The organism is Paenarthrobacter sp. AMU7 (assembly GCF_041200195.1).
GTDB lineage: Bacteria > Actinomycetota > Actinomycetes > Actinomycetales > Micrococcaceae > Arthrobacter.
This window is the reverse complement of record NZ_CP165735.1, coordinates 2,878,756-2,897,151: the sequence shown is the minus strand read 5'-3', so window position 1 is coordinate 2,897,151 and position 18,396 is coordinate 2,878,756. Positions and strand designations below refer to the sequence as shown.

20 protein-coding genes are annotated in these 18,396 nt (G+C 63.4%); 16 read left to right on the top strand and 4 right to left on the bottom strand.

What is annotated here, in order from left to right; all coding sequences use genetic code 11:
- Window positions 1–9: 9 nt before the first annotated feature.
- Entirely contained in the window at window positions 10–636 is a 627-nt protein-coding gene (locus ABQM86_RS13335) for an isochorismatase family protein (RefSeq protein WP_207593889.1), read from the bottom strand.
- Entirely contained in the window at window positions 636–1,964 is a 1,329-nt protein-coding gene (locus tag ABQM86_RS13330) for a nicotinate phosphoribosyltransferase (protein WP_207593888.1), read from the bottom strand. The genes ABQM86_RS13335 and ABQM86_RS13330 overlap by 1 nt, the downstream gene beginning before the upstream one ends.
- A gap of 37 nt (window positions 1,965–2,001) precedes the next feature.
- On the opposite strand from ABQM86_RS13330, the gene clpS reads away from it, so the two are divergent.
- The 6 genes from clpS to rdgB all read left to right on the top strand — a co-directional run bounded on the left by clpS (window position 2,002) and on the right by rdgB (window position 6,318).
- Window positions 2,002–2,364, top strand: a complete 363-nt coding sequence (clpS, locus tag ABQM86_RS13325) for an ATP-dependent Clp protease adapter ClpS (RefSeq protein WP_026540162.1) — start codon at window positions 2,002–2,004, stop codon at window positions 2,362–2,364.
- The gene (locus ABQM86_RS13320; protein WP_207593886.1) at window positions 2,357–2,923 is read left to right on the top strand and encodes a DUF2017 domain-containing protein; all 567 of its coding nucleotides are present in this window, start codon (window positions 2,357–2,359) and stop codon (window positions 2,921–2,923) included. The genes clpS and ABQM86_RS13320 overlap by 8 nt, the downstream gene beginning before the upstream one ends.
- Window positions 2,924–3,026: 103 nt before the next feature.
- On the top strand, window positions 3,027–4,058 hold the full coding sequence (gene murI / locus ABQM86_RS13315; RefSeq protein ID WP_369744642.1) for a glutamate racemase: 1,032 nt from the start codon (window positions 3,027–3,029) through the stop codon (window positions 4,056–4,058).
- Window positions 4,055–4,852, top strand: coding sequence for an MBL fold metallo-hydrolase (locus ABQM86_RS13310; RefSeq protein WP_207593884.1), 798 nt, complete (start codon window positions 4,055–4,057; stop codon window positions 4,850–4,852). Before murI ends, ABQM86_RS13310 begins: the two co-directional genes overlap by 4 nt.
- A gap of 48 nt (window positions 4,853–4,900) precedes the next feature.
- Entirely contained in the window at window positions 4,901–5,659 is a 759-nt protein-coding gene (gene rph / locus ABQM86_RS13305) for a ribonuclease PH (protein ID WP_011775233.1), read from the top strand.
- Window positions 5,656–6,318 carry an RdgB/HAM1 family non-canonical purine NTP pyrophosphatase gene (gene rdgB / locus ABQM86_RS13300; RefSeq protein ID WP_369744640.1) on the top strand — a complete coding sequence of 221 codons (663 nt, stop codon included), beginning with the start codon at window positions 5,656–5,658 and terminating at the stop codon, window positions 6,316–6,318. The genes rph and rdgB overlap by 4 nt, the downstream gene beginning before the upstream one ends.
- Window positions 6,319–6,384: 66 nt before the next feature.
- Here the strand turns inward: rdgB and ABQM86_RS13295 are convergent, their stop codons facing one another.
- On the bottom strand, window positions 6,385–7,146 hold the full coding sequence (locus ABQM86_RS13295; protein ID WP_369746671.1) for a DedA family protein: 762 nt from the start codon (window positions 7,144–7,146) through the stop codon (window positions 6,385–6,387).
- Between the two features lie 132 nt (window positions 7,147–7,278).
- Between ABQM86_RS13295 and ABQM86_RS13290 the strand changes: the two genes are divergently transcribed.
- The 5 genes from ABQM86_RS13290 to ABQM86_RS13270 all read left to right on the top strand — a co-directional run bounded on the left by ABQM86_RS13290 (window position 7,279) and on the right by ABQM86_RS13270 (window position 11,028).
- Window positions 7,279–7,680: a GntR family transcriptional regulator gene (locus ABQM86_RS13290; protein WP_207593882.1), complete on the top strand. Its 402-nt coding sequence runs from the start codon at window positions 7,279–7,281 to the stop codon at window positions 7,678–7,680.
- A complete protein-coding gene (locus ABQM86_RS13285) occupies window positions 7,677–8,609 on the top strand; it encodes an ABC transporter ATP-binding protein (protein WP_280623071.1) in 933 nt (310 codons plus the stop codon). Before ABQM86_RS13290 ends, ABQM86_RS13285 begins: the two co-directional genes overlap by 4 nt.
- The gene (locus ABQM86_RS13280; RefSeq protein WP_207593880.1) at window positions 8,606–9,292 is read left to right on the top strand and encodes a hypothetical protein; all 687 of its coding nucleotides are present in this window, start codon (window positions 8,606–8,608) and stop codon (window positions 9,290–9,292) included. The genes ABQM86_RS13285 and ABQM86_RS13280 overlap by 4 nt, the downstream gene beginning before the upstream one ends.
- Before the next feature lie 95 nt (window positions 9,293–9,387).
- Entirely contained in the window at window positions 9,388–10,398 is a 1,011-nt protein-coding gene (locus ABQM86_RS13275; RefSeq protein WP_207593879.1) for an exonuclease domain-containing protein, read from the top strand.
- 66 nt (window positions 10,399–10,464) lie between these two features.
- Window positions 10,465–11,028, top strand: coding sequence for a DUF4395 domain-containing protein (locus tag ABQM86_RS13270; RefSeq protein WP_369744639.1), 564 nt, complete (start codon window positions 10,465–10,467; stop codon window positions 11,026–11,028).
- A gap of 6 nt (window positions 11,029–11,034) precedes the next feature.
- On the opposite strand, the gene ABQM86_RS13265 is transcribed toward ABQM86_RS13270, so the two are convergent.
- Window positions 11,035–12,105: an ADP-ribosylglycohydrolase family protein gene (locus ABQM86_RS13265; RefSeq protein ID WP_369744637.1), complete on the bottom strand. Its 1,071-nt coding sequence runs from the start codon at window positions 12,103–12,105 to the stop codon at window positions 11,035–11,037.
- 82 nt (window positions 12,106–12,187) lie between these two features.
- Between ABQM86_RS13265 and ABQM86_RS13260 the strand changes: the two genes are divergently transcribed.
- From ABQM86_RS13260 to ABQM86_RS13240, 5 genes are all read left to right on the top strand, one after another.
- Window positions 12,188–12,544 (top strand): YidH family protein, encoded by a 357-nt coding sequence (locus ABQM86_RS13260; RefSeq protein WP_207593876.1) that lies wholly within the window; start codon window positions 12,188–12,190, stop codon window positions 12,542–12,544.
- A 13-nt stretch (window positions 12,545–12,557) separates the two neighbouring features.
- Window positions 12,558–12,908, top strand: coding sequence for a DUF202 domain-containing protein (locus tag ABQM86_RS13255; protein WP_242703334.1), 351 nt, complete (start codon window positions 12,558–12,560; stop codon window positions 12,906–12,908).
- Between the two features lie 186 nt (window positions 12,909–13,094).
- Complete coding sequence (locus ABQM86_RS13250) at window positions 13,095–14,045, top strand: aquaporin (protein WP_369746670.1); 951 nt, start codon at window positions 13,095–13,097, stop codon at window positions 14,043–14,045.
- Between the two features lie 71 nt (window positions 14,046–14,116).
- Window positions 14,117–15,289 carry an exonuclease SbcCD subunit D gene (locus ABQM86_RS13245; protein ID WP_280623067.1) on the top strand — a complete coding sequence of 391 codons (1,173 nt, stop codon included), beginning with the start codon at window positions 14,117–14,119 and terminating at the stop codon, window positions 15,287–15,289.
- Window positions 15,286–18,315 (top strand): AAA family ATPase, encoded by a 3,030-nt coding sequence (locus ABQM86_RS13240; RefSeq protein ID WP_369744635.1) that lies wholly within the window; start codon window positions 15,286–15,288, stop codon window positions 18,313–18,315. The genes ABQM86_RS13245 and ABQM86_RS13240 overlap by 4 nt, the downstream gene beginning before the upstream one ends.
- Window positions 18,316–18,396: the final 81 nt, after the last annotated feature.

Here is an 18,396-nt window from a genome sequence, read left to right as displayed (position 1 = left end):
AGGTCAGTTTCAGTCGCGTTCGACGTCGACGCCGGCTGCTTCCATTTCGTCCAGCGCCTCGGTGAGGTCGTCGGCTATTCCGGCGGTAAGCCCGGCGATGACGGTGGTGTTGTAGCCGGCCTGCACAGCATCGAGCGCTGTTGACTTGACGCAGTAATCGGTGGCGAGGCCCACCACCACCACGTCTTCGACGTCGTGGCTTTGCAGCCAGTCATCGAGGCCGATGGCATCCTCGTCGAGGACTTCGGCAACGGCTGCCCCGGCTTTCAGGTCCCCGGTAGGAACGTCGTCTTCGGGGGCGAGGACACCTTCAAAGCCGGAGTAGGCCGCCGTGTATTGCCCTTTGCGGAAATAGGCCTGGATGTACTCGGGGTCCAGGTCTTCGTGAAGCTCCGCACCTTTGGTCCGGGCGCGGCAGTGCGGAGGCCAGGACTCCACCATGTCGGGGTCATCGGAGAAGTGGTCTCCCGGTTCAATATGCCAATCCTGGGTGGCCACGATGTGGTCGAAGTGCTGCTGGTTGGCGTCCACGTATTCGGTGATGGCTCCGGCGACGGCGGCACCGCCTTCGACGGCCAGCGTGCCGCCCTCGCAGAAGTCGTTCTGGACATCGACGATGATCAGGGCGCGGGACATCAGTTCTCCTCGTAGACGGTGGGGATGGCGGCCTCGCCGCGCTGGAGGCGGTTTACGACGGCGGGCAGTTCGGCCATGGTGGCCGCGTGCTGTTCCTTGGCACGAATGACGCCCTCCGGGCCGGTCCACCCCGGCAATACCTCGCCGTTCTTGACAAATTGGTGAAGCAGCACGCGGTCGTTGCCGTCGTCTTCGGGGCGGTGTCCGATGCCCACGACCTCCTGGGTGGCGCGGCCTCGCTCATTGAGCTTGCGGAGGGCGTATTTACGTCCGCCCACGCTGGTTTTGTTCTTGGCGGCCTTGGCCACGGAGATGAAATCACCGGAATCGTTGGTGCGGCTCACCAGCTTGTAGACCATGCTGGCCGTGGGGGCGCCGGAGCCTGTCACCAACGAGGTGCCGACGCCGTAGGAGTCCACTGGGGCGGACTGCAGTGCGGCTATGGCGAACTCGTCGAGGTCCGAAGTCACCACGATCCTGGTGTTGACGTTGCCGAGGTCATCGAGCAACTGCCGTACCCACTGGGCCTGTGCAATCAGGTCACCCGAGTCCAGGCGCACGGCGCCGAGTTTGTCGCCGGCGAGTTCCACCGCAGTGCGGACCGCTGCCTCGACGTCGTAGGTGTCCACCAACAATGAGGTCCCGGGGCCGAAAGCCGCAATCTGCGCTTCGAAGGCCTCCCGCTCGGTGTCGTGCAGGAGGGTGAAGGAGTGCGCCGCGGTGCCCACGGTCTTGATGCCGTAGCGTCGTCCGGCCTCCAGGTTGGAGGTGCTGGCGAAGCCGGCTATCACAGCGGCGCGGGCGGCCGCCGTCGCCGATTCCTCCTGGGTCCGCCGGGAGCCCATCTCGATGCACGGGCGGGTGCCCGCAGCCGAGGTCATGCGTGAAGCGGCGGATGCAATGGCGCTGTCGTGGTTGAGGACGGACAGGATGTAGGTCTCCAGGATGCAGGCTTCTGCGAAGGTGGATTCCACGATCAGGATGGGGGAGTTGGGGAAGTAGGCGTCACCTTCGGCGTAACCCCAGATGTCGCCGCTGAACTTGTAGTCGGCCAGATAGTCCAGGGTTTCCTGGTTGACCACCTTGTTTTGCTCAAGGAATGCGAGCTCGGCGTCGCCGAAGCGGAAGTCGGCGATCCCCTCCAGCAGGCGGCCGGTGCCGCCCACCACGCCATAGCGCCGCCCGTCCGGCAGCCGCCGGGCGAAGGCTTCGAAGACTGAACGGCGATGCGCGGCGCCTGAATGCAAAGCGGCCTGAAGCATCGTCAGTTCGTAGTGGTCTGTGTACAAGGAAGTTGCGGGATGATCCCAGGACGTGGCTCTACTCACGAATTCACTCTAGTGCGAGCCGCCATAGAATGGACAGATGAGCCCTAGCGTTGCGTATGGCACGGACATTGATGAGCGGACCAAAGCTGCAGAGCAGTCCGCCACCGATGTCCTGACAGCCCCTGATATCCCGTGGAACCTTGTGATCTGGAATGATCCCGTGAATCTGATGAGCTACGTGAGCTTTGTTTTCCAGAGTTACTTCGGCTATTCCGAGTCCAAAGCCCACAAGCTCATGATGGAGGTCCACAAGAAGGGCCGGTCCATCGTGGCCCACGGCAGCAAGGAACAAGTGGAGCAGCACGCGGTGGCCATGCACGGTTTTGGTCTGTGGGCCACGGTGGAGAAGGCTGCGAGCGGCAACGAAACACCCGGAAAGGGCGGCCGACAGCGTGGCTAAGGCATTCAAGTACGGGCTCAAGGGCATCACCGGATTCCTCGAGCCCGCCGAGCGGGACCTCCTGCGCGGATTGCTGGACGACGTCATTTCCATGCTGGAGCAGGACGTACGCCAGAACGAAGACCCGTTGGCGGCACTTATCGGGCTGGACATGGACGTCAAACAGCCCAGCGACCGCGCCCTGCTGCGGCTTCTGCCCAACGTCATGAAGGACGACGACGGCGGCTCGCTGGAGTTCCGGCAACTCACCGAACGCTCTGTGCGGGAGAACAAGATCGGCGCCCTCAGGGCCGCGGCCATGGGGCTGGACAGAGACGAGCTGGTCCTGACCCCGGAAGACGCCACCCGATGGTCCATGGCGTTGAACGATGTCCGCCTGGTCCTGGCCGAACGCCTGGACATTCGGGACGAAGCGGACGCGGAACACATCCACAGCATGCAGGACTGGAGCCAGGCCGAGGACGTAGAGAGCTACTTGGCCTTGGTCTACAACTTCACTACGTGGCTGCAGGAGTCCCTGGTGCAGGCCATGATGGCCGCAAGGCAGGCGAAATCCTGATCCGGACGGCCGGGCCTTGCTCCCGCCTTGTGACACATCAGACACGAGGCGGAGGCCACAGGTAATGGCCGCACACCAAGGGAAGCCTTATTCTCGAATAATTATGACTTCAGCATCGGGTTCACCAAACGGCGCCCTGGGCAGTGACGCCCCCATCACTACGGGGGAACTTGTCGGGACGCGCCCGATCGGCATTTTCGACTCCGGAGTGGGCGGGTTGACCGTCGCGCGGTCCATCATCGATCAGCTCCCCAATGAATCGATCCTTTACGTCGGTGACACGGCCAACGGACCCTATGGTCCACTTCCCATCGCCGAGGTGCGTGCCAACGCCCTGGGCGTCATGGATGAATTGGTGGACTCGGGGGTGAAGTTGCTGACCATCGCGTGCAATTCAGCATCGGCGGCGGTGCTGCGGGACGCGCGGGAACGCTACACGGCCCGCTATGGCATTCCGGTCATCGAGGTGATCCAGCCTGCAGTACGGCGGGCTGTCTCGGCTACGCGTTCAGGCCGGATCGGTGTCATCGGAACCTCGGCCACCGTGGGATCGCGTGCCTACGAGGACACTTTTGCTGCAGCCCCGGACCTCACCATCACTTCAGTGGCATGCCCGGCGTTCGTGAACTTTGTGGAGGCCGGGATCACCACCGGCCCTGACCTGCTCGCCGCCGCCAACGAATACTTGGAACCGCTCAAGGACGCCGGCGTGGACACCGTGGTTCTGGGATGTACCCACTACCCGCTGCTGACCGGTGTCATCTCCTATGTGATGGGTGAGGACGTCACCTTGGTCTCCAGCGCCGAGGAGACCGCCAAGGACGTTTATCGCGCCTTGGCTACCCATGGCATCCAGCGCACGGAGTCCACCACGCCGAGCCACGAGTTCATTGCCACCGGGGATGCCGCCCAATTCGAGACATTGGCCCGGCGTTTCCTGGGGCCGGAAGTGCTCTCCGTGAAGCATGTGGACCATGTAGCGGCGCAGTACCCCACAGGCAGCCTGGCCCGCATCACGCCCGAGATGCTGGAAGCCGCACGGTCAGGGACAGGGTTGTCCCGTCGCTCGTATTTCGTACAACCGGACCGCGCCCTTAACGGCACTGCAAGCACACCCCTGGGGCGTGGACTGTGAAGCTGACCATCGTGGGCTGCACTGGTTCCTTCCCCGGCCCCGGCTCGCCGGCGTCGTGCTATTTGGTGACGGCGCACGACGGCGAACGCGAGTGGAAGATCGTCATGGACCTCGGCAGTGGAGCACTGGGAGCGATCCAGCGGTACACCGACCTTGAGGACATCGACGCGATATTCCTCACCCACCTTCATCCGGACCATTGCATGGACCTTTGCGGACTCCACGTAGCTGTCCGGTGGAAGCCCGGCGGATGGGGACGGGACCGGTTGCCGGTGTGGGGGCCTGCTGCTACGGCGGACCGGATGGCTACGGCATATGGCCTGGACCTGGATCCCGGCATGCATGAGGAATTCGACTTCACTCACTGGGCCGAGCGCCGGCCTGTCACTGTGGGTCCTTTCACGGTGACACCGTATGCCGTCAACCATCCGGTGGAAGAGGCGTACGCGTTGCGCGTGACGGCCACCGAACCTGGCAAGGACGGCGTCTCCGTGACCAAAATCCTGACGTACTCCGGTGACACCGACTCGTGCCAGGGGCTGGAAGATGCTGCCCAAGGCTCGGATCTGTTCCTGTGTGAAGCAGCGTTCGAGGAAGGCCGGGACGACGACATCAAGGACGTCCACCTCACCGGCAAGCGGGCAGGCGAGGCAGCAACCAACGCGGCCGCCAAGAGGCTGCTTCTCACCCACATTCCCGTGTGGACGTCCCAAACCAAAGTGCTGTCCGAAGCAAAACCCGTGTTTGCCGGTGACGTGGCCGTCGCCGTCGCTGGAGTCCACTACACGATCTAGCACGTGAGCGGCGTCGGGAGGTGTCCCCGGCTTGGCTAAGCTTGAACCATGACTTCTGAAGCTACAGCCACACCCGTCATCCGCGCCGATGGCCGGACACCTGACCAACTGCGTCCCATCAGCATCACCCGCGGCTGGTCCAAGCAGGCCGAAGGTTCGGCACTGATCGAGTTCGGCAACACCCGGGTCCTGTGCACAGCTTCGCTGACGGAGGGCGTGCCGCGTTGGCTCAAGGGTGAAGGCCGCGGCTGGGTCACCGCAGAGTACGCCATGCTTCCCCGTGCCACGAACACCCGCTCGGACCGTGAGTCCGTCAAGGGCAAGATCGGCGGACGCACCCATGAGATTTCACGCCTGATCGGCCGTTCCCTTCGCTCCATCATTGACACCAAGGCGCTCGGCGAAAACACGATCGTCCTGGACTGTGACGTCCTGCAGGCCGACGGTGGAACCCGCACCGCTGCGATCACCGGCGCCTACGTTGCCCTCGCAGAAGCCATACGTTTCGCCCGCGAGAACAAGCTCATCGCCCGCAACGCCGAGCCGCTGGTGGACACTATTGCAGCTGTGTCCGTGGGGATCATCGACGGCGTTCCCATGCTTGACCTGCCCTATGTGGAGGACGTCCGCGCTGAGACCGACATGAACGTGGTGGTCACCGGATCAGGGAAGTTCGTTGAAGTCCAGGGTACGGCTGAAGGTGCCCCCTTCGATCGCGACGAGCTCAACGCATTGCTTGACCTCGCCTTGCTGGGCACCACGCAACTGTCCGCCATCCAGCGCGAAACCCTGGCTGAGGCCCCGTGAGCGCCACAGGGTCCTCGGCGGAGCCCCGGCTTGTCCTGGCAACCCACAACAAGGGCAAGCTGAAGGAACTCCGCGAACTGCTGAGGGGCCAGGTTCCAGGGCTCGACGTCGATACCCAGGTGGTGGACGCTGCTGCGGCTGGTGCCCCGGATGTTGCGGAAACCGGCGTCACGTTTGCCGAGAACTCACTCCTCAAGGCCCGGGCCGTGGCTGAGGCGACAGGTCTGATAGCCATTGCCGATGATTCCGGGCTGGCTGTTGATGTCCTGGGCGGCGCTCCCGGTATCTTCTCGGCCCGATGGTCCGGAACCCACGGGGACGATGCCGCCAACCTGAACCTGCTGCTGGCCCAGCTCTCCGATGTTCCTGATTCGTTCAGGGGAGCGGCCTTCGTCTGTGCTGCCGCTTTGGCTGTGCCGGGTCCCGATGGCATCGCCCGCGAGACCGTGGAGTATGGCCAGCTGGAGGGCACGCTCCTTCGTGAACCCCGCGGCGAAGGCGGCTTCGGCTACGACCCCGTACTGCAGCCGGCCGGGATGGACCGCAGCTGTGCCGAGCTGAGCTCTGGGGAGAAGAACGCCATCAGCCACCGCGGACAGGCATTCCGTGCTTTGCTTCCCGCAATTGTGGAGGCGTTGTCCGAGTCCGGCTCAAACTAGTGTTTTCCTGACGCAAAAGGCACCCCGCGATGCGGGGTGCCTTTTGCAGTACTTGAGCGGTGAGCCTCAGTGCTCGCCGTGCTTGCCGCCCTCGTGTTCCTCGATGAACTCTTCCACGGGGTCGGTGCCTGCTGCTGCCGCCTTGCGCTTGGCCACGAATCCACGCCCGATTTCAATGAAGATCGGGATGACCGAGACCAAGACAATGACAATGAAGATGATGTCGATGTTGTTTCCGACCCACTCGAACTGGCCAAGCCATGCGCCGAGCAGTGTAACGCCGCCGCCCCAGAGGACGGCACCGATGACGTTGAAGAGGAAGAACTTGCGCTTATCCATCTGTGCAACGCCCACGATCACCGGCACGAAAGTGCGGATGATGGGAACGAAGCGCGCGAGGATCAGCGCCTTGCCACCGTGCTTTTCGAAGAACGCATGGGCGCTCTCCACATTTTCCTTCTTGAAAAGCCGTGAATCCGGCTTGTTGAAGATGGCCGGGCCGGCCTTCGATCCAATGAGATAGCCGGTCTGGTTGCCAATGATGGCAGCCACGATGATCATGCCGCACATGGCCCACAGGTTGAATTCGATGGCGCCGGTGGAGACCAGCAGTCCCGCCGTGAACAGCATCGAATCACCCGGCAGGAAGAAGCCCACCAGGAGGCCTGTTTCTGCAAAAACAATGGCGCAGACCAGGAGGACCACCCACGGTCCCAGCGGTGAGTCGCGGAGGAACACGTCGGGGTTCAACCAGTCCGGCAGGAACGAAGCCATGGAGGGCTGAACCGGTCCCGCGCCCCCGAAAGTGGATACGGCAAGGTCGTTTATCGCAGAAAAGATCACCCATCAAGCCTACTTGACGGCCGTCGTCGTGATTTTCGGGGGGAGAACCCTTGACTCTTGCTTCGCTGCTTGTATGGTTAGTTACATGAGTAATGAACCAGTGAGGCGGAGGTGCTCGTGATCGATGACACCAAGCCGATCTTCCTGCAAATCGCCGAACTCATCGAGAACGGAATCGTGGACGGCACCATGGCCGAGGAATCCCAGGTGCCCTCCACTAATGAGTTTGCCGCTTTCCATCGCATCAACCCGGCTACCGCTGCCAAGGGTGTCAATGTGCTGGTGGATTCAGGAATTCTCTACAAACGCAGGGGGATAGGGATGTTTGTTGCCACGGGAGCCCGCGCCCAGTTGATCGCGCGCCGCACCGAAGAGTTTGTGGAGCAGTACGTCAAGCCGCTGGTGCTGGAAGCCCGGAAGTTGGGCATTTCGGCGGAGCAGCTGAACACCATGATTGAACGCAGCTCCGGGCTTGCCCCGGAATCCGGGACAGACAAGGAAAGGAGCGCGGCCCTGTGAACGACACCATCGTCGAGGCCCGTAACCTGATCAAGCACTACAAAGACCTCAACGCGCTGGACAACGTCAACCTCCGACTCTCCGCAAACCGCATCTACGGATTGCTCGGACGCAACGGCGCGGGCAAGACCACATTGATGTCCATCCTCACCGCCCAGGCTTTCGCGACCTCAGGCGAAGCGCTGGTCTTTGGGGCCAGCGCTTATGAGAACGATGCCGTGCTGTCCCGGCTCTGTTTCATCCGGGAGTCACAGAAATATCCGGATGACTTCCAGCCCCAGCACGCCTTCCGATCCGCAGCCCTGTTTTACAAGAACTGGGACCAGGACTTCGCCGACCGGTTGGCCGGGGACTTCCAACTTCCCGTCAAGCGTCGGATCAAGAAGCTCTCGCGGGGTCAGTTGTCCGCCGTCGGCGTCATCATAGGCCTGGCCTCGCGCGCGGAACTGACGTTCTTCGACGAGCCATACCTGGGGCTCGACGCCGTCGCCCGCCAGTTGTTCTACGACCGCCTGGTGGAGGACTACGCAGAGCACCCGCGCACCATCATCCTGTCCTCCCACCTGATCGACGAGGTGGCCAACCTGCTGGAGCATGTGGTGGTCATCGACCGGGGCCGGATCATCATGGACGCAGATGCCGACGAGATCCGTGGTTCGGCCGTCACCGTTTCGGGATCAGCGGACAAGGTGGACGCATTTTTGGCCGGCCGCAGGATCCTGCACCGCGAGACGCTGGGGTCCCTGGCTTCCGTGACGGTGGATGAGGCCCTCAGCAGCCGCGAGCGAACCGAAGCGCAGGAGTTGGGCCTGGAACTGTCGCCCGTTTCCCTGCAGCAACTGGTGGTCCGCAAGACCATGGCCGGGGCGGGAGCAACAGGAACAGGCAGTGCAGACTTCGCCGATAATACGATGGAGGCAAGGCGATGAGCAGGACAGCAGCAGTTGCCCGGATGCAGCTGATCAATAAGTGGACGTATATCGGCTGGCCGCTGACGATCCTTGCGGCCTCCTTCCTGATGTCGCTGGCCATCTTTGCCCTGATCCCGGTCCAGGAAGGCAAGTACGGCGGGGGAAGCCAGGCCCCCCTGTGGTACTTCCTGGTCCTGGGGATCCAAAGCATGACCTTGGTGTTCCCCTTCTCCCAGGGCCTGAGCATCAGCCGCAAGGCCTTCTACCTGGGAACGTTGGGGCTCTTTTCCCTCATTGCCCTCGGGATGACGGGGCTGTACCTTCTGGGCGGCGTCATTGAAGCGGCCACCAACGGTTGGGGTGTGTACGGATACTTCTTCAAGATCCCGTGGGTTACGGACGGGCCGTGGTACTCCACCGCAGCGTTCTTCTTCATAGTGATGATGTTCATGTTCATCATCGGATTCTGGTTCGCCACCATCTTCAAGCGCTGGGGGACAACCGGGACCTTGATCTCAACCCTCGGAACCGGGCTGGTCCTGATTGGTATAGCCGCCTTGTCCACCTTGCTTCAGTGGTGGGGAGTGATAGGAAACTGGTTCGCCCAGCAGACGCCGCTCACCATCAGCGGATGGGCTGCGCTCCTGTGCGTCGTCCTCGCGGCAGGTTCCTACACAACCCTGCGCAGGGCCACTCCGTAGGCACCGAATGTAGCGTTGACCACAATGCAGGCCGGAAGGGCCGCCCCACCGCGGAAATCGGAAAGGGCGGCCTTTTTCGGCTGTAACCTTGTCCAGTGGCATTGGACTTTACGGCGATCGACTTTGAAACAGCCAACGGCTTCCGGGGATCGCCCTGTTCGGTAGGCCTCAGCAAAGTCCGTGGCGGGGTTGTAGTGGAGGAAGCGTCCTGGCTGATGCGCCCACCGGAGAACCACGACCACTTCGAGTTCCACAACACCCGCATCCACGGCATCCGCGCCGAGGACGTTGCCGGCCGCCCGCGGTTCGGTGAACTCTTCCCGGAAATCGGCGCCTTCATAGGTGGCGACGTCCTGGCCGCGCACAACGCAGCCTTCGACCTCGGGGTCATACGTTCCGGTCTTGAAGTATCAGGCCTGGCCGGACCGGCATATGACTACGTCTGCACGGTGATGCTGTCCCGGCGCTGCTACTCGCTGGTGTCAAACTCCTTACCGTATGCCGCGGAGGAGGCCGGCGTGCCCCTGGTCAACCATCACGATGCCGCCGAGGACGCCCGGGCCTGCGCCGGTATCCTGGTGGACATCGCCCGGCGGAACAACGCCAACAGCATCGCCGAGCTCTACCTTTCCCTGGGTCTTAACCTCCCCCAGCAGCCGGCGTTCGACCCAGCGCAGGGCCTTTCCAAAGCGACCCTCTCCGCGCTCGCGGCCACAACGCGAGGTGCGGCAGAGGGTGCCCTGGAACGAGCCGTTGGCGGCCCCAGTGGATGGTCGGCCTGGCCTGAGGAAGGGCCCAACCCCCTGCCCAATCCCGCCGCGGAGCCGGGGCATCCTTTGTTCGGGCAGACAGTGGTTTTCACGGGTGATCTCGCGATCACGCGGCCGGAAGCCAAATCGCGGGCCGCGGACATGGGAGCACGCCCCGAAAGCCGGGTGACGGCAAGGACCACCGTGCTTATAGTTGGCGATGGCTTTGTGGCAGGCGACCTTCGCGCCGGACGACTCACTGGCAAAGCCAAGCGGGTCCTGGAACTGCATGCCAAAGGCCAGCAGATCGAGGTTGTGTCCGAGGGCGAGTTCCTGCAAATGGTGGGCGGTGCCTGACCCGCAAAGGGTCATACTGCGCAACAATGCTTCCCGCTGGGGGAGATGCGCTCCTAGCCTTGGGGCATGGCCAAGCCCGCACTTCCTCCAGCACCGGTTCGCCAGCAAGCCGATGTTCATGATCGTCCTGCGCGCCCTGCGGTTGCTTGGCGGGCCGTTTTCGCGTTTCCCAACCCCGTGAACGAATACGCCGCCCGCATCACGGCCGGGTTGGTAGTGGTCCTGGCCGTCGCAACCCTGCTGACCGGCTGGGGCTGGGGTTTGGTGATTATTGCCGCCGGCTTCTGGCTCCGCGTCCTGTTTGGTCCCCGGATCTCTCCGTTGGCGCTGCTGTCTGTCAAGGTTCTGGCACCACGGATCGGACACGCCAAGCTGGTGGCCGGTCCGCCCAAGCGTTTCGCGCAAGGCATCGGTGCCGCTTTGTCGAGTGCCGCCGTCGTTCTCTTCTTCATCGGCTACGAGCCGGCCGCGTGGCTCCTTCTGGCGCTTCTGATCGTAGCGGCGTCCTTGGAAGCGTTCGTCGGATTTTGCCTCGGCTGCGCGATCTTCGGCTTACTGCAGCGCCGTGGCCTCATTCCGGCCGAAATTTGCGAGGCCTGCAACAACATCACGCTGCGCAGCACCACGTAGTACCCGTCAGCCAGTGGTGACGGCGAGGAGCCTTCCCGCCATGCCGCGGATGACCTCGGGTGCTTCCAAAGCCTCAAGCCAGGCGCCTGGGAGGCATTCTTCACCGTAGAAGGCACCCAGGATGTTGCCGGCGATGGATCCAGTGGAGTCACTGTCGCCGCTGTGGTTGATGGCAACTGCGATCGCGTTGCGGAAATGGTCCGCCGGCGAACTGCCGCTCGTGGCCAAAACGGAGTAGAGCCCGACGGCGAGTGCCTCCTCTGCGATCCAGCCCTCGCCGAGCGCTGCGGTCAGGTCTTCAGGGCTCAGGGCGTTGGACTGCTGAGACAACTGCAAGGCGGCTTCCAGCCTTTCGCCGAGTTCCGGGGCCTTGGTGGGAACACCGTTCACGTAGGCGAGTGCCTCGTTGGCAGCGCTGCGGACGTCGTGTCCGGCCACGATGTGATGGATCAGCAAACTGAAAGCCGCCGCACTGAGGCGGGCCGAAGGGTGCCCATGCGTCAGGGACGCGGCATCGGAGCTCAGCTTGTAGACGGCCTCCCGTGAGATGTGCGGAATCAGTCCGAAGGGAGCCGAGCGCATCACCGTACCGCATCCCTTGGAGTCGGGATTGACCGGGCGAGCGACCGTGCCCATCTGACCGGTTGCCAGGCCGCTCAGGCACGCGTTTCCCGGTGCCCTGCGGTGCCGGAGCACTTCCTGGGCGTCGATCCACCGGGGCTGGGGTACAGGGGCGGAAGAGGCGACAGCGACGTCCTGGGTTTTGAGCCACCGCAGGTAGGCGAGCCACAGGCAGGCGATCTCGTCAGCTGCCACACCGTCGTTCGCCCATTCGAGAGCTTCCACCAGACCGTCAACGGTGTACAGCGTCATCTGGGTGTCGTCTGAAAAGTGGCTCGCGTCCCCGAGCTGGCCAAACCCGGTCAGCCCGGCAGCACCATAGTGCGCGCGGATCGCTGCGATGGAATCGAACTCCACGGCGTAACCAAGGGAATCGCCCAGTGCTCCACCCAAAAGTGAGCCGTGGACACGGGATTCGAAGGATGGCGCAACAGGGGAAGAAGGTTCAACACTCATGCCAGTAACTTACCGTGCCCGCGAACGCCCGCTGGTATGGTGGGGAAGCTGCCCGGCACCGATGAAACCCTGGAGAGACTGCGTGCGTGAACCTGCTTGGCGACGGACCGGCAAGACACCTGATTATAGGTTCTCGCTTGCCAACGAACGTACCTTCCTTGCGTGGATCCGCACCTCCCTGGCCCTGCTTGCCGGGGCGGTGGCTGTTGACCAGTTGGCTCCCAACATCGCGCCGACCCCCGTTCGACTGGTCCTCTGCGTCTTGCTGGCGCTGGTTGGAGCGGGTTTGGCCGCCTTGTCCTACCGCAGGTGGGGGCAGATGGAAGCGGCAATGCGCAACGACCAAGCCCTTCCGTTCTCCCGCGTGATGATGTTCATGACCATCGTGGTGGCTTTGGCAGCCTTCGCCTTCGCGGTGCTGATCCTGGTTGCCCGGTGAATAAGGACATCTTGTGAGTGTGGAAGTCCGCGATCCCGGTCTCCAACCGGAGCGAACAACCCTGGCCTGGCGCAGGACCTTGATTTCGTTGGTGGTCGTTGACCTGTTCATTTGGCGGAGTTGGCTGACGTCCGAGCCATCCACCGCCAGCGCCGCCGCCGGGCTCCCGGGACTTGACTACCAAGGCATCTGCGCCCTCGTGGCGGCCGCCGCCACCATCGTCCTGGCCTCGGCGGTGTGGGTTCGCTCACGCCAGCTCCAGGCCGGAACCAACGCTGCTTCCGCGCGGCTGGTACTGGTCAGCACCGTGGCCGTGATGGGCCTTGGCGGTACGGCGATCGCGGCCATAGCCTTGGGCGGATAAGCTCGGAGGCGGGATTCAGCAACTGCCCAGACTCGGCTGGGACAATGCTCAAGGGCCATCGGCTTCCGGCCAGGCTTGCCAACGCCCTTGACGCTCCGGGCAGTCGTCAGCAGTACATCAGAGCCTGCAGCACGCTGCGGGGCCAGCAAGGCCAGCATCCAGATCAACCGTAAGGACACCTTCGACATGACCTCTCCTGTACAGGCCACACCCGAACACCAGCCGGGGCTCACTGCCCGGTTGTCGGCTGAAGCTTTGGGATCGATGTTCATTGTGGTCGTGGCGGTGGGTGTCGGGATTTTCTCCAACCCCAGCGGGGCGCCCGTACCCGTGGCCCTCGCCGCCGGGCTCACCGTGACAGTGGCCATGCTGGCGTTCGGGCATGTGTCCGGTGGGCACTTCAACCCGGCCATCACCCTGGGCAACCTGATTGCCGGTCGGATCCGGGCAGTAGCCGCCGTGGCCTACCTGACGGCGCAGCTCATCGGCAGCGTTGTTGGTGCCGCGCTGATCTACTTTGTGGTTACCACAGTCCCCGTGCTGAAGGACGCCCGCGCGGCCTTTGACGTTGTGGCGCCGGGCTACGGTGAACATGCTGCAGCCCAAACGCAGATGGCTGGTGTCCTGATGGTTGAAATCCTTGGTGCTGCCCTGCTCGTTGCAGTCTTCCTGGGGGCGACGGCCGGCCGCAGGGCGGTTCCCGCCCTGGCTCCCTTCGCTGTGGGCCTGGCCATGGTTGTGCTGCTTCAGTTCGGCCAGGTTCTGGGCAACCTTCCCTTCAACCCTGCGCGGGCAACGGCACAGGCATTCTTCAGCTCTTCCTGGGCCATCGAAGGACTGTGGCTCTTCTGGGTGGCACCGCTGTTGGGCGCTGCGCTGGCCGGGCTGGTCTTCCGTGGCTTCCAGGGTCTTGCGGAAGGCAACGGTGCCGGGTCGGCGGACTTCCAGGCCGCCCATGATGACGACGTCAATGCTGCCTTCGACGCCGATCACGACCTCACTGAGGTCGGCGCCGGAACCAGTGGCGCCAAGGAGCAGCAGGCTTCTGCGAAGAAGGACACCGTCAACCCTGCACCAGCACCTGCTGCGGCCGCCGACGATGACGCCCGCGACTTCTTCGACGGCAAAAAGGGCTAGCAACCAGACAGGATCGACGGCGGTCGGCTTGCCTGCGCTTTATTGTCGGTACACCCGGTTAACTTGGGAATATGCGGTTACTTCACACTTCGGATTGGCACCTTGGCCGATCATTTCACGGCGTAGGCATGCTCGAAGCCCAGCGCGATTTCGTGGACCAGTTGGTATCGGTTGTCGAAGCCAGGTCCGTTGACGTCGTCCTGATAGCCGGCGACGTGTATGACCGCGCTTTGCCGGGTTTGGACGTGGTGAAACTCCTCGATGATGCGCTTGTCCGGATCACCCAGGCAGGCGCCGCCGTTGTCTTGACCAGCGGCAACCACGACTCCGCCATCCGGCTGGGCTTTGCCTCCCGGCTGTTGGAGCGCGGGGGAGTGCACTTACGGACCCGGGTGGAGGACCTGGACGAACCTGTGGTTTTCCCGCTGGGATCGGACCGCAGCCATGGGGATGTCGCCATCTACGGCATTCCCTATCTTGAGCCCCGGCTGGTGGCCGAGCGCATGGGCGTCGATACCGCCAACCACTTCGACGTCACTTTGGCGGCTGTGGAACGGATTCGGCGCGATGTCGGGCACCGTCGGGAAGCCGGACCTGTTTACCCAGTAGTCCTTGCGCACACTTTCGCCAGCGGAGGCATTTCCTCGGACAGTGAGAGAGACCTCAGTATCGGTGGACTGGGAGCCGTACCGTTGGATCTCTTCGAGGACTTCGCCTACACCGCATTGGGCCACCTCCACGGGCGCCAGGAGCTGGCTCCCAACGTCCGCTACTCCGGCTCGCCGCTGGCCTATTCCTTCTCCGAAGCCAAGCACCATAAGGGTGCCTGGCTCGTGGACATCGGCCCAGGCGGCGCCGTCGGAGTCGAAGAGGTCCTGTGGGGGTCGCCTAAACCACTGGCCATGCTGCGCGGCCCGCTGGAGGAACTGCTGGCATCCGGGGAACATGCCTGGGCGGAAGGTGCTTACTGCCAGATCACGTTGACGGATGCCGTGCGGCCTGCCCAGGCGATGGACAGGGTGCGCAGCCGCTTCCCCGACACACTGGTCCTTGCCTTCGACCCCGAAGGCGGTGAGTCCCGGGCCGGGACGAGCTACAGCAGCCGGCTCGCCGAGGCCGAAGATGACCTCGACGTTTGCTGCGGCTTCCTGGAACATGTCCGGGGCCGCGGTTCCGGAGATGCAGAAGAAGCCGCATTGAAAGAGGCCCTTGAAGCTGTCCGGTTGGAAGAGGCGGAGCTGTGAGAATCCACCGTTTGGACATCGAAGCGTTTGGCCCGTTCGCCACGCCCCAGCACATCGACTTCGACCAACTCAGTGCGCAGGGACTGTTCCTCCTCAACGGCGCCACCGGGGCCGGGAAGACCAGCATCCTGGATGCCATCTGCTTTGCCCTGTACGGGGCCGTTCCAGGCGCCCGTCAGGAAGGCAAACGACTCCGCAGCGATCACGCGGCGCCCGGTGCTGAACCACGCGTGGTGTGCGAGTTCTCTGCCCGGGGACGTCGTTTCGAAGTGACGCGCTCGCCCGCGTGGGATCGTCCCAGTGCCCGTGGGCGCAATGGCTTCACCACGCAGCAGGCCAAGACCCTCCTCCGGGAACGGGTGAATGGAACCTGGGAAGAGAAGTCCTCCAGGAATGACGAGGTAGGAGCTGAACTTTCCGACGTCCTGGGAATGGACCGGGAGCAATTCACAAGGGTGGTTATGCTGCCACAGGGTGACTTTGCCGCCTTCCTCAGATCCAAGGCAGGCGACCGCCTGGAACTCCTGCAGAAACTCTTCGGCACGCAACGTTTCGAATCCGTCGAACGCCACCTCGCCCAGCAAGCTGCCGTCGCGGCCGGCGCAGTGCAGGAGAATACGGCGGAACTGACCATGCTGCTGGACAGGGTTGCCGCGGAGCGTCAACAACTGGACGATCACCAAGCCGCACCAGGGGATTCAGCAGGCACCGCGGCCACCATCACGGCAGGACAAGAGCCCGAGGAATGGCTTGCCGAGGCGGAAGCCGAGGTAGTTGCCGTTTGGCAGCGTCGTCAGGACGAGGCCACGGAAGCGGAGTCCGCGGCGGCCCGACTCGCCGGGAAATTCCAGGAAGCCCAGGAGAAAGCGTTGCGTCACGGGCGTCTTGGCGCCGCAATGCAGCGGCGGATCCTGCTGGAGTTGGCTGCCCCCCGTGCACATGAGAACAGGGAGAGGCTCAGCCGGCATCGCCGCGCCGCCGTGCTCAGCGGCCAACTGGAAGCCGTTGATGCCGCAGCGCGCAAGCTCCAGGCCGCTACAGCCCTCGCAGCCGGGATTCGCTCGACAATGGACGAAGCAGGCGTGAACCCTGTGAACCCCACCGCTTCCCTGGAGGTCGTCAAGGCAAGCTGCGCTGTGCTGGAGGCTCGTCTCCCCGATGAGCAGCGATTGGACGGATTGGCAACACGCATGGTGGCCAAACGCGCCGAGTCGGCTGAACATGCCGCAGCATCGGAAGCGGCGCGCTCCGCGTTGGAAAAGCTCCGTGAAGAGGTTGCCACAGTGGAGTCGCACATCGGGCCCCTGGAACCCGTTGCTGAGAAGCTGTCGGAGCTTGAAAGGGAGGCTGCCGCGGCCACCGAGTTGGTAGGGATCGTGGGTCGGTATGCGGCTGCCGCCGATGACCTGGAGGACATCACCGGAAAGCATCTCCAAGCACGGTCGGCGTCGCAGGACGTCCGCCAGCAGTGGCTCGACATCCGGGAGCTGCGCCTCGCCAATGCAGCTGGGGAACTGGCTGCGGCCTTGGAAGACGGCGTACCGTGTGCGGTGTGTGGCAGCGAAGACCACCCGAATCCAGCTGCCGCAGTACGATCAGCCCTCTCCCTTGCCCAGGAAGAGGAAGAGCTGAAGGAGCGTTTCGACGCCACTGAGAGAGCCGTGGGAGAGCTCGCAGGGCAAGTCTCCGAGGCGGCCCAGGTTCTCGCCGGGCTGAAGGCCCAAGGAGGGTCTGCGGATGCGGCTGAGGCTGAGTCCAAGCGTGCGGATGCCCAGCAGGCTCTCTCTGCGGCCCGCAAGACAGCAGCGTCCTTGGAGACGCTGCGCAGCCGGCAGCAATCCCTTGCCCAACGCATCGACCTCGTGGAGGAAGAACTGTCCGGGTCCCTGGCCAATGCAGCCCAGGCGTCTTCGGAGGTGTCCCTGCTGGAGGAACAGCATGCTGACCTGGAGAAGGAACTGGCTGGTTTGAGGGGCGGCTTTCCGAGCCTGCGTGAAAGGTTGGACGCCTTGTCCGCCGAGCGCACACTGCTGCAGGCAGCAACTGATGCCGAACGCAACGTCGAAAGTGCCGTGCAGGCACAGGAAGATGCCATCGCCTCTCTCGGCCGGGTCCTGCCGGAATCCGGATTCGGATCTGCCGAAGAAGCGCGTCGTGAACTCCTGCCGCCCGCCGATGTTGTAGGTCTTGAGAAGGACCTGGCCGATTTCGACGCTGAATCTTCCCGCCTCGATGAACTGTTTGCCGGCGAGGACCTGGTTCTGGCAGCCAAGGAAGTGAGTATTGGCGAGCTTCCGCTGCCGGATACCGAACTTGCCGGGGTAAAACTGCTGGCAGCGGATGCTGCGGACAAGGCCCGTGCCGCAGCTCTGGCTGCGGGCCTGGCTGGAAAGTCGTCCGAAGCTGTGTCTCGTTTTCGGAAGGCCTACATTGAACTCGCTGACGCCGGCAAGGAGCCGCGGAACAAGGCACGGCTTCTGGCAGAGTTGGCGGACACCGTGAGGGGATCCGGTGATAACAGTTACCGGATGAGCCTGAACACATACGTTTTGGCCGGCCGGCTGGAACAGGTAGCCATCGCCGCCTCCGAGCGGCTCGTTGCCATGAGTGATGGCCGCTATACCTTGCAGCATACGGATGCCAAGGCAGCGCGGGGTGCAAAGTCGGGGCTGGGGCTGGAAGTGGTGGACGAGTGGACCGGCCAGCGCCGGGATACCTCCACCTTGTCCGGTGGCGAATCCTTCATGGCCTCGTTGTCCCTGGCGCTTGGCCTGGCCGATGTTGTCCAGCAAGAGGCTGGTGGCGTGGACATCGAGACACTGTTCGTCGACGAGGGTTTTGGAAGTCTCGACGAGCAAGCACTGGAGCAAGTGATGGATGCTCTGGAAGGACTGCGCGACGGCGGCAGGGTAGTTGGCTTGGTCAGCCATGTTGCCGAGATGAAACAACGGATCACCAGCCAGGTGCAGGTGGTAAAGGGTCGCCACGGATCCACCGTGCGAATCGCCGAATTGGTTCCTGCCTAGGCCATAGTTCCTGCTGGGAACATATCCGATAGACTTAACCCGTTACACCGGGTCGCGCGCATCGGGAGGAGGGACGATGCG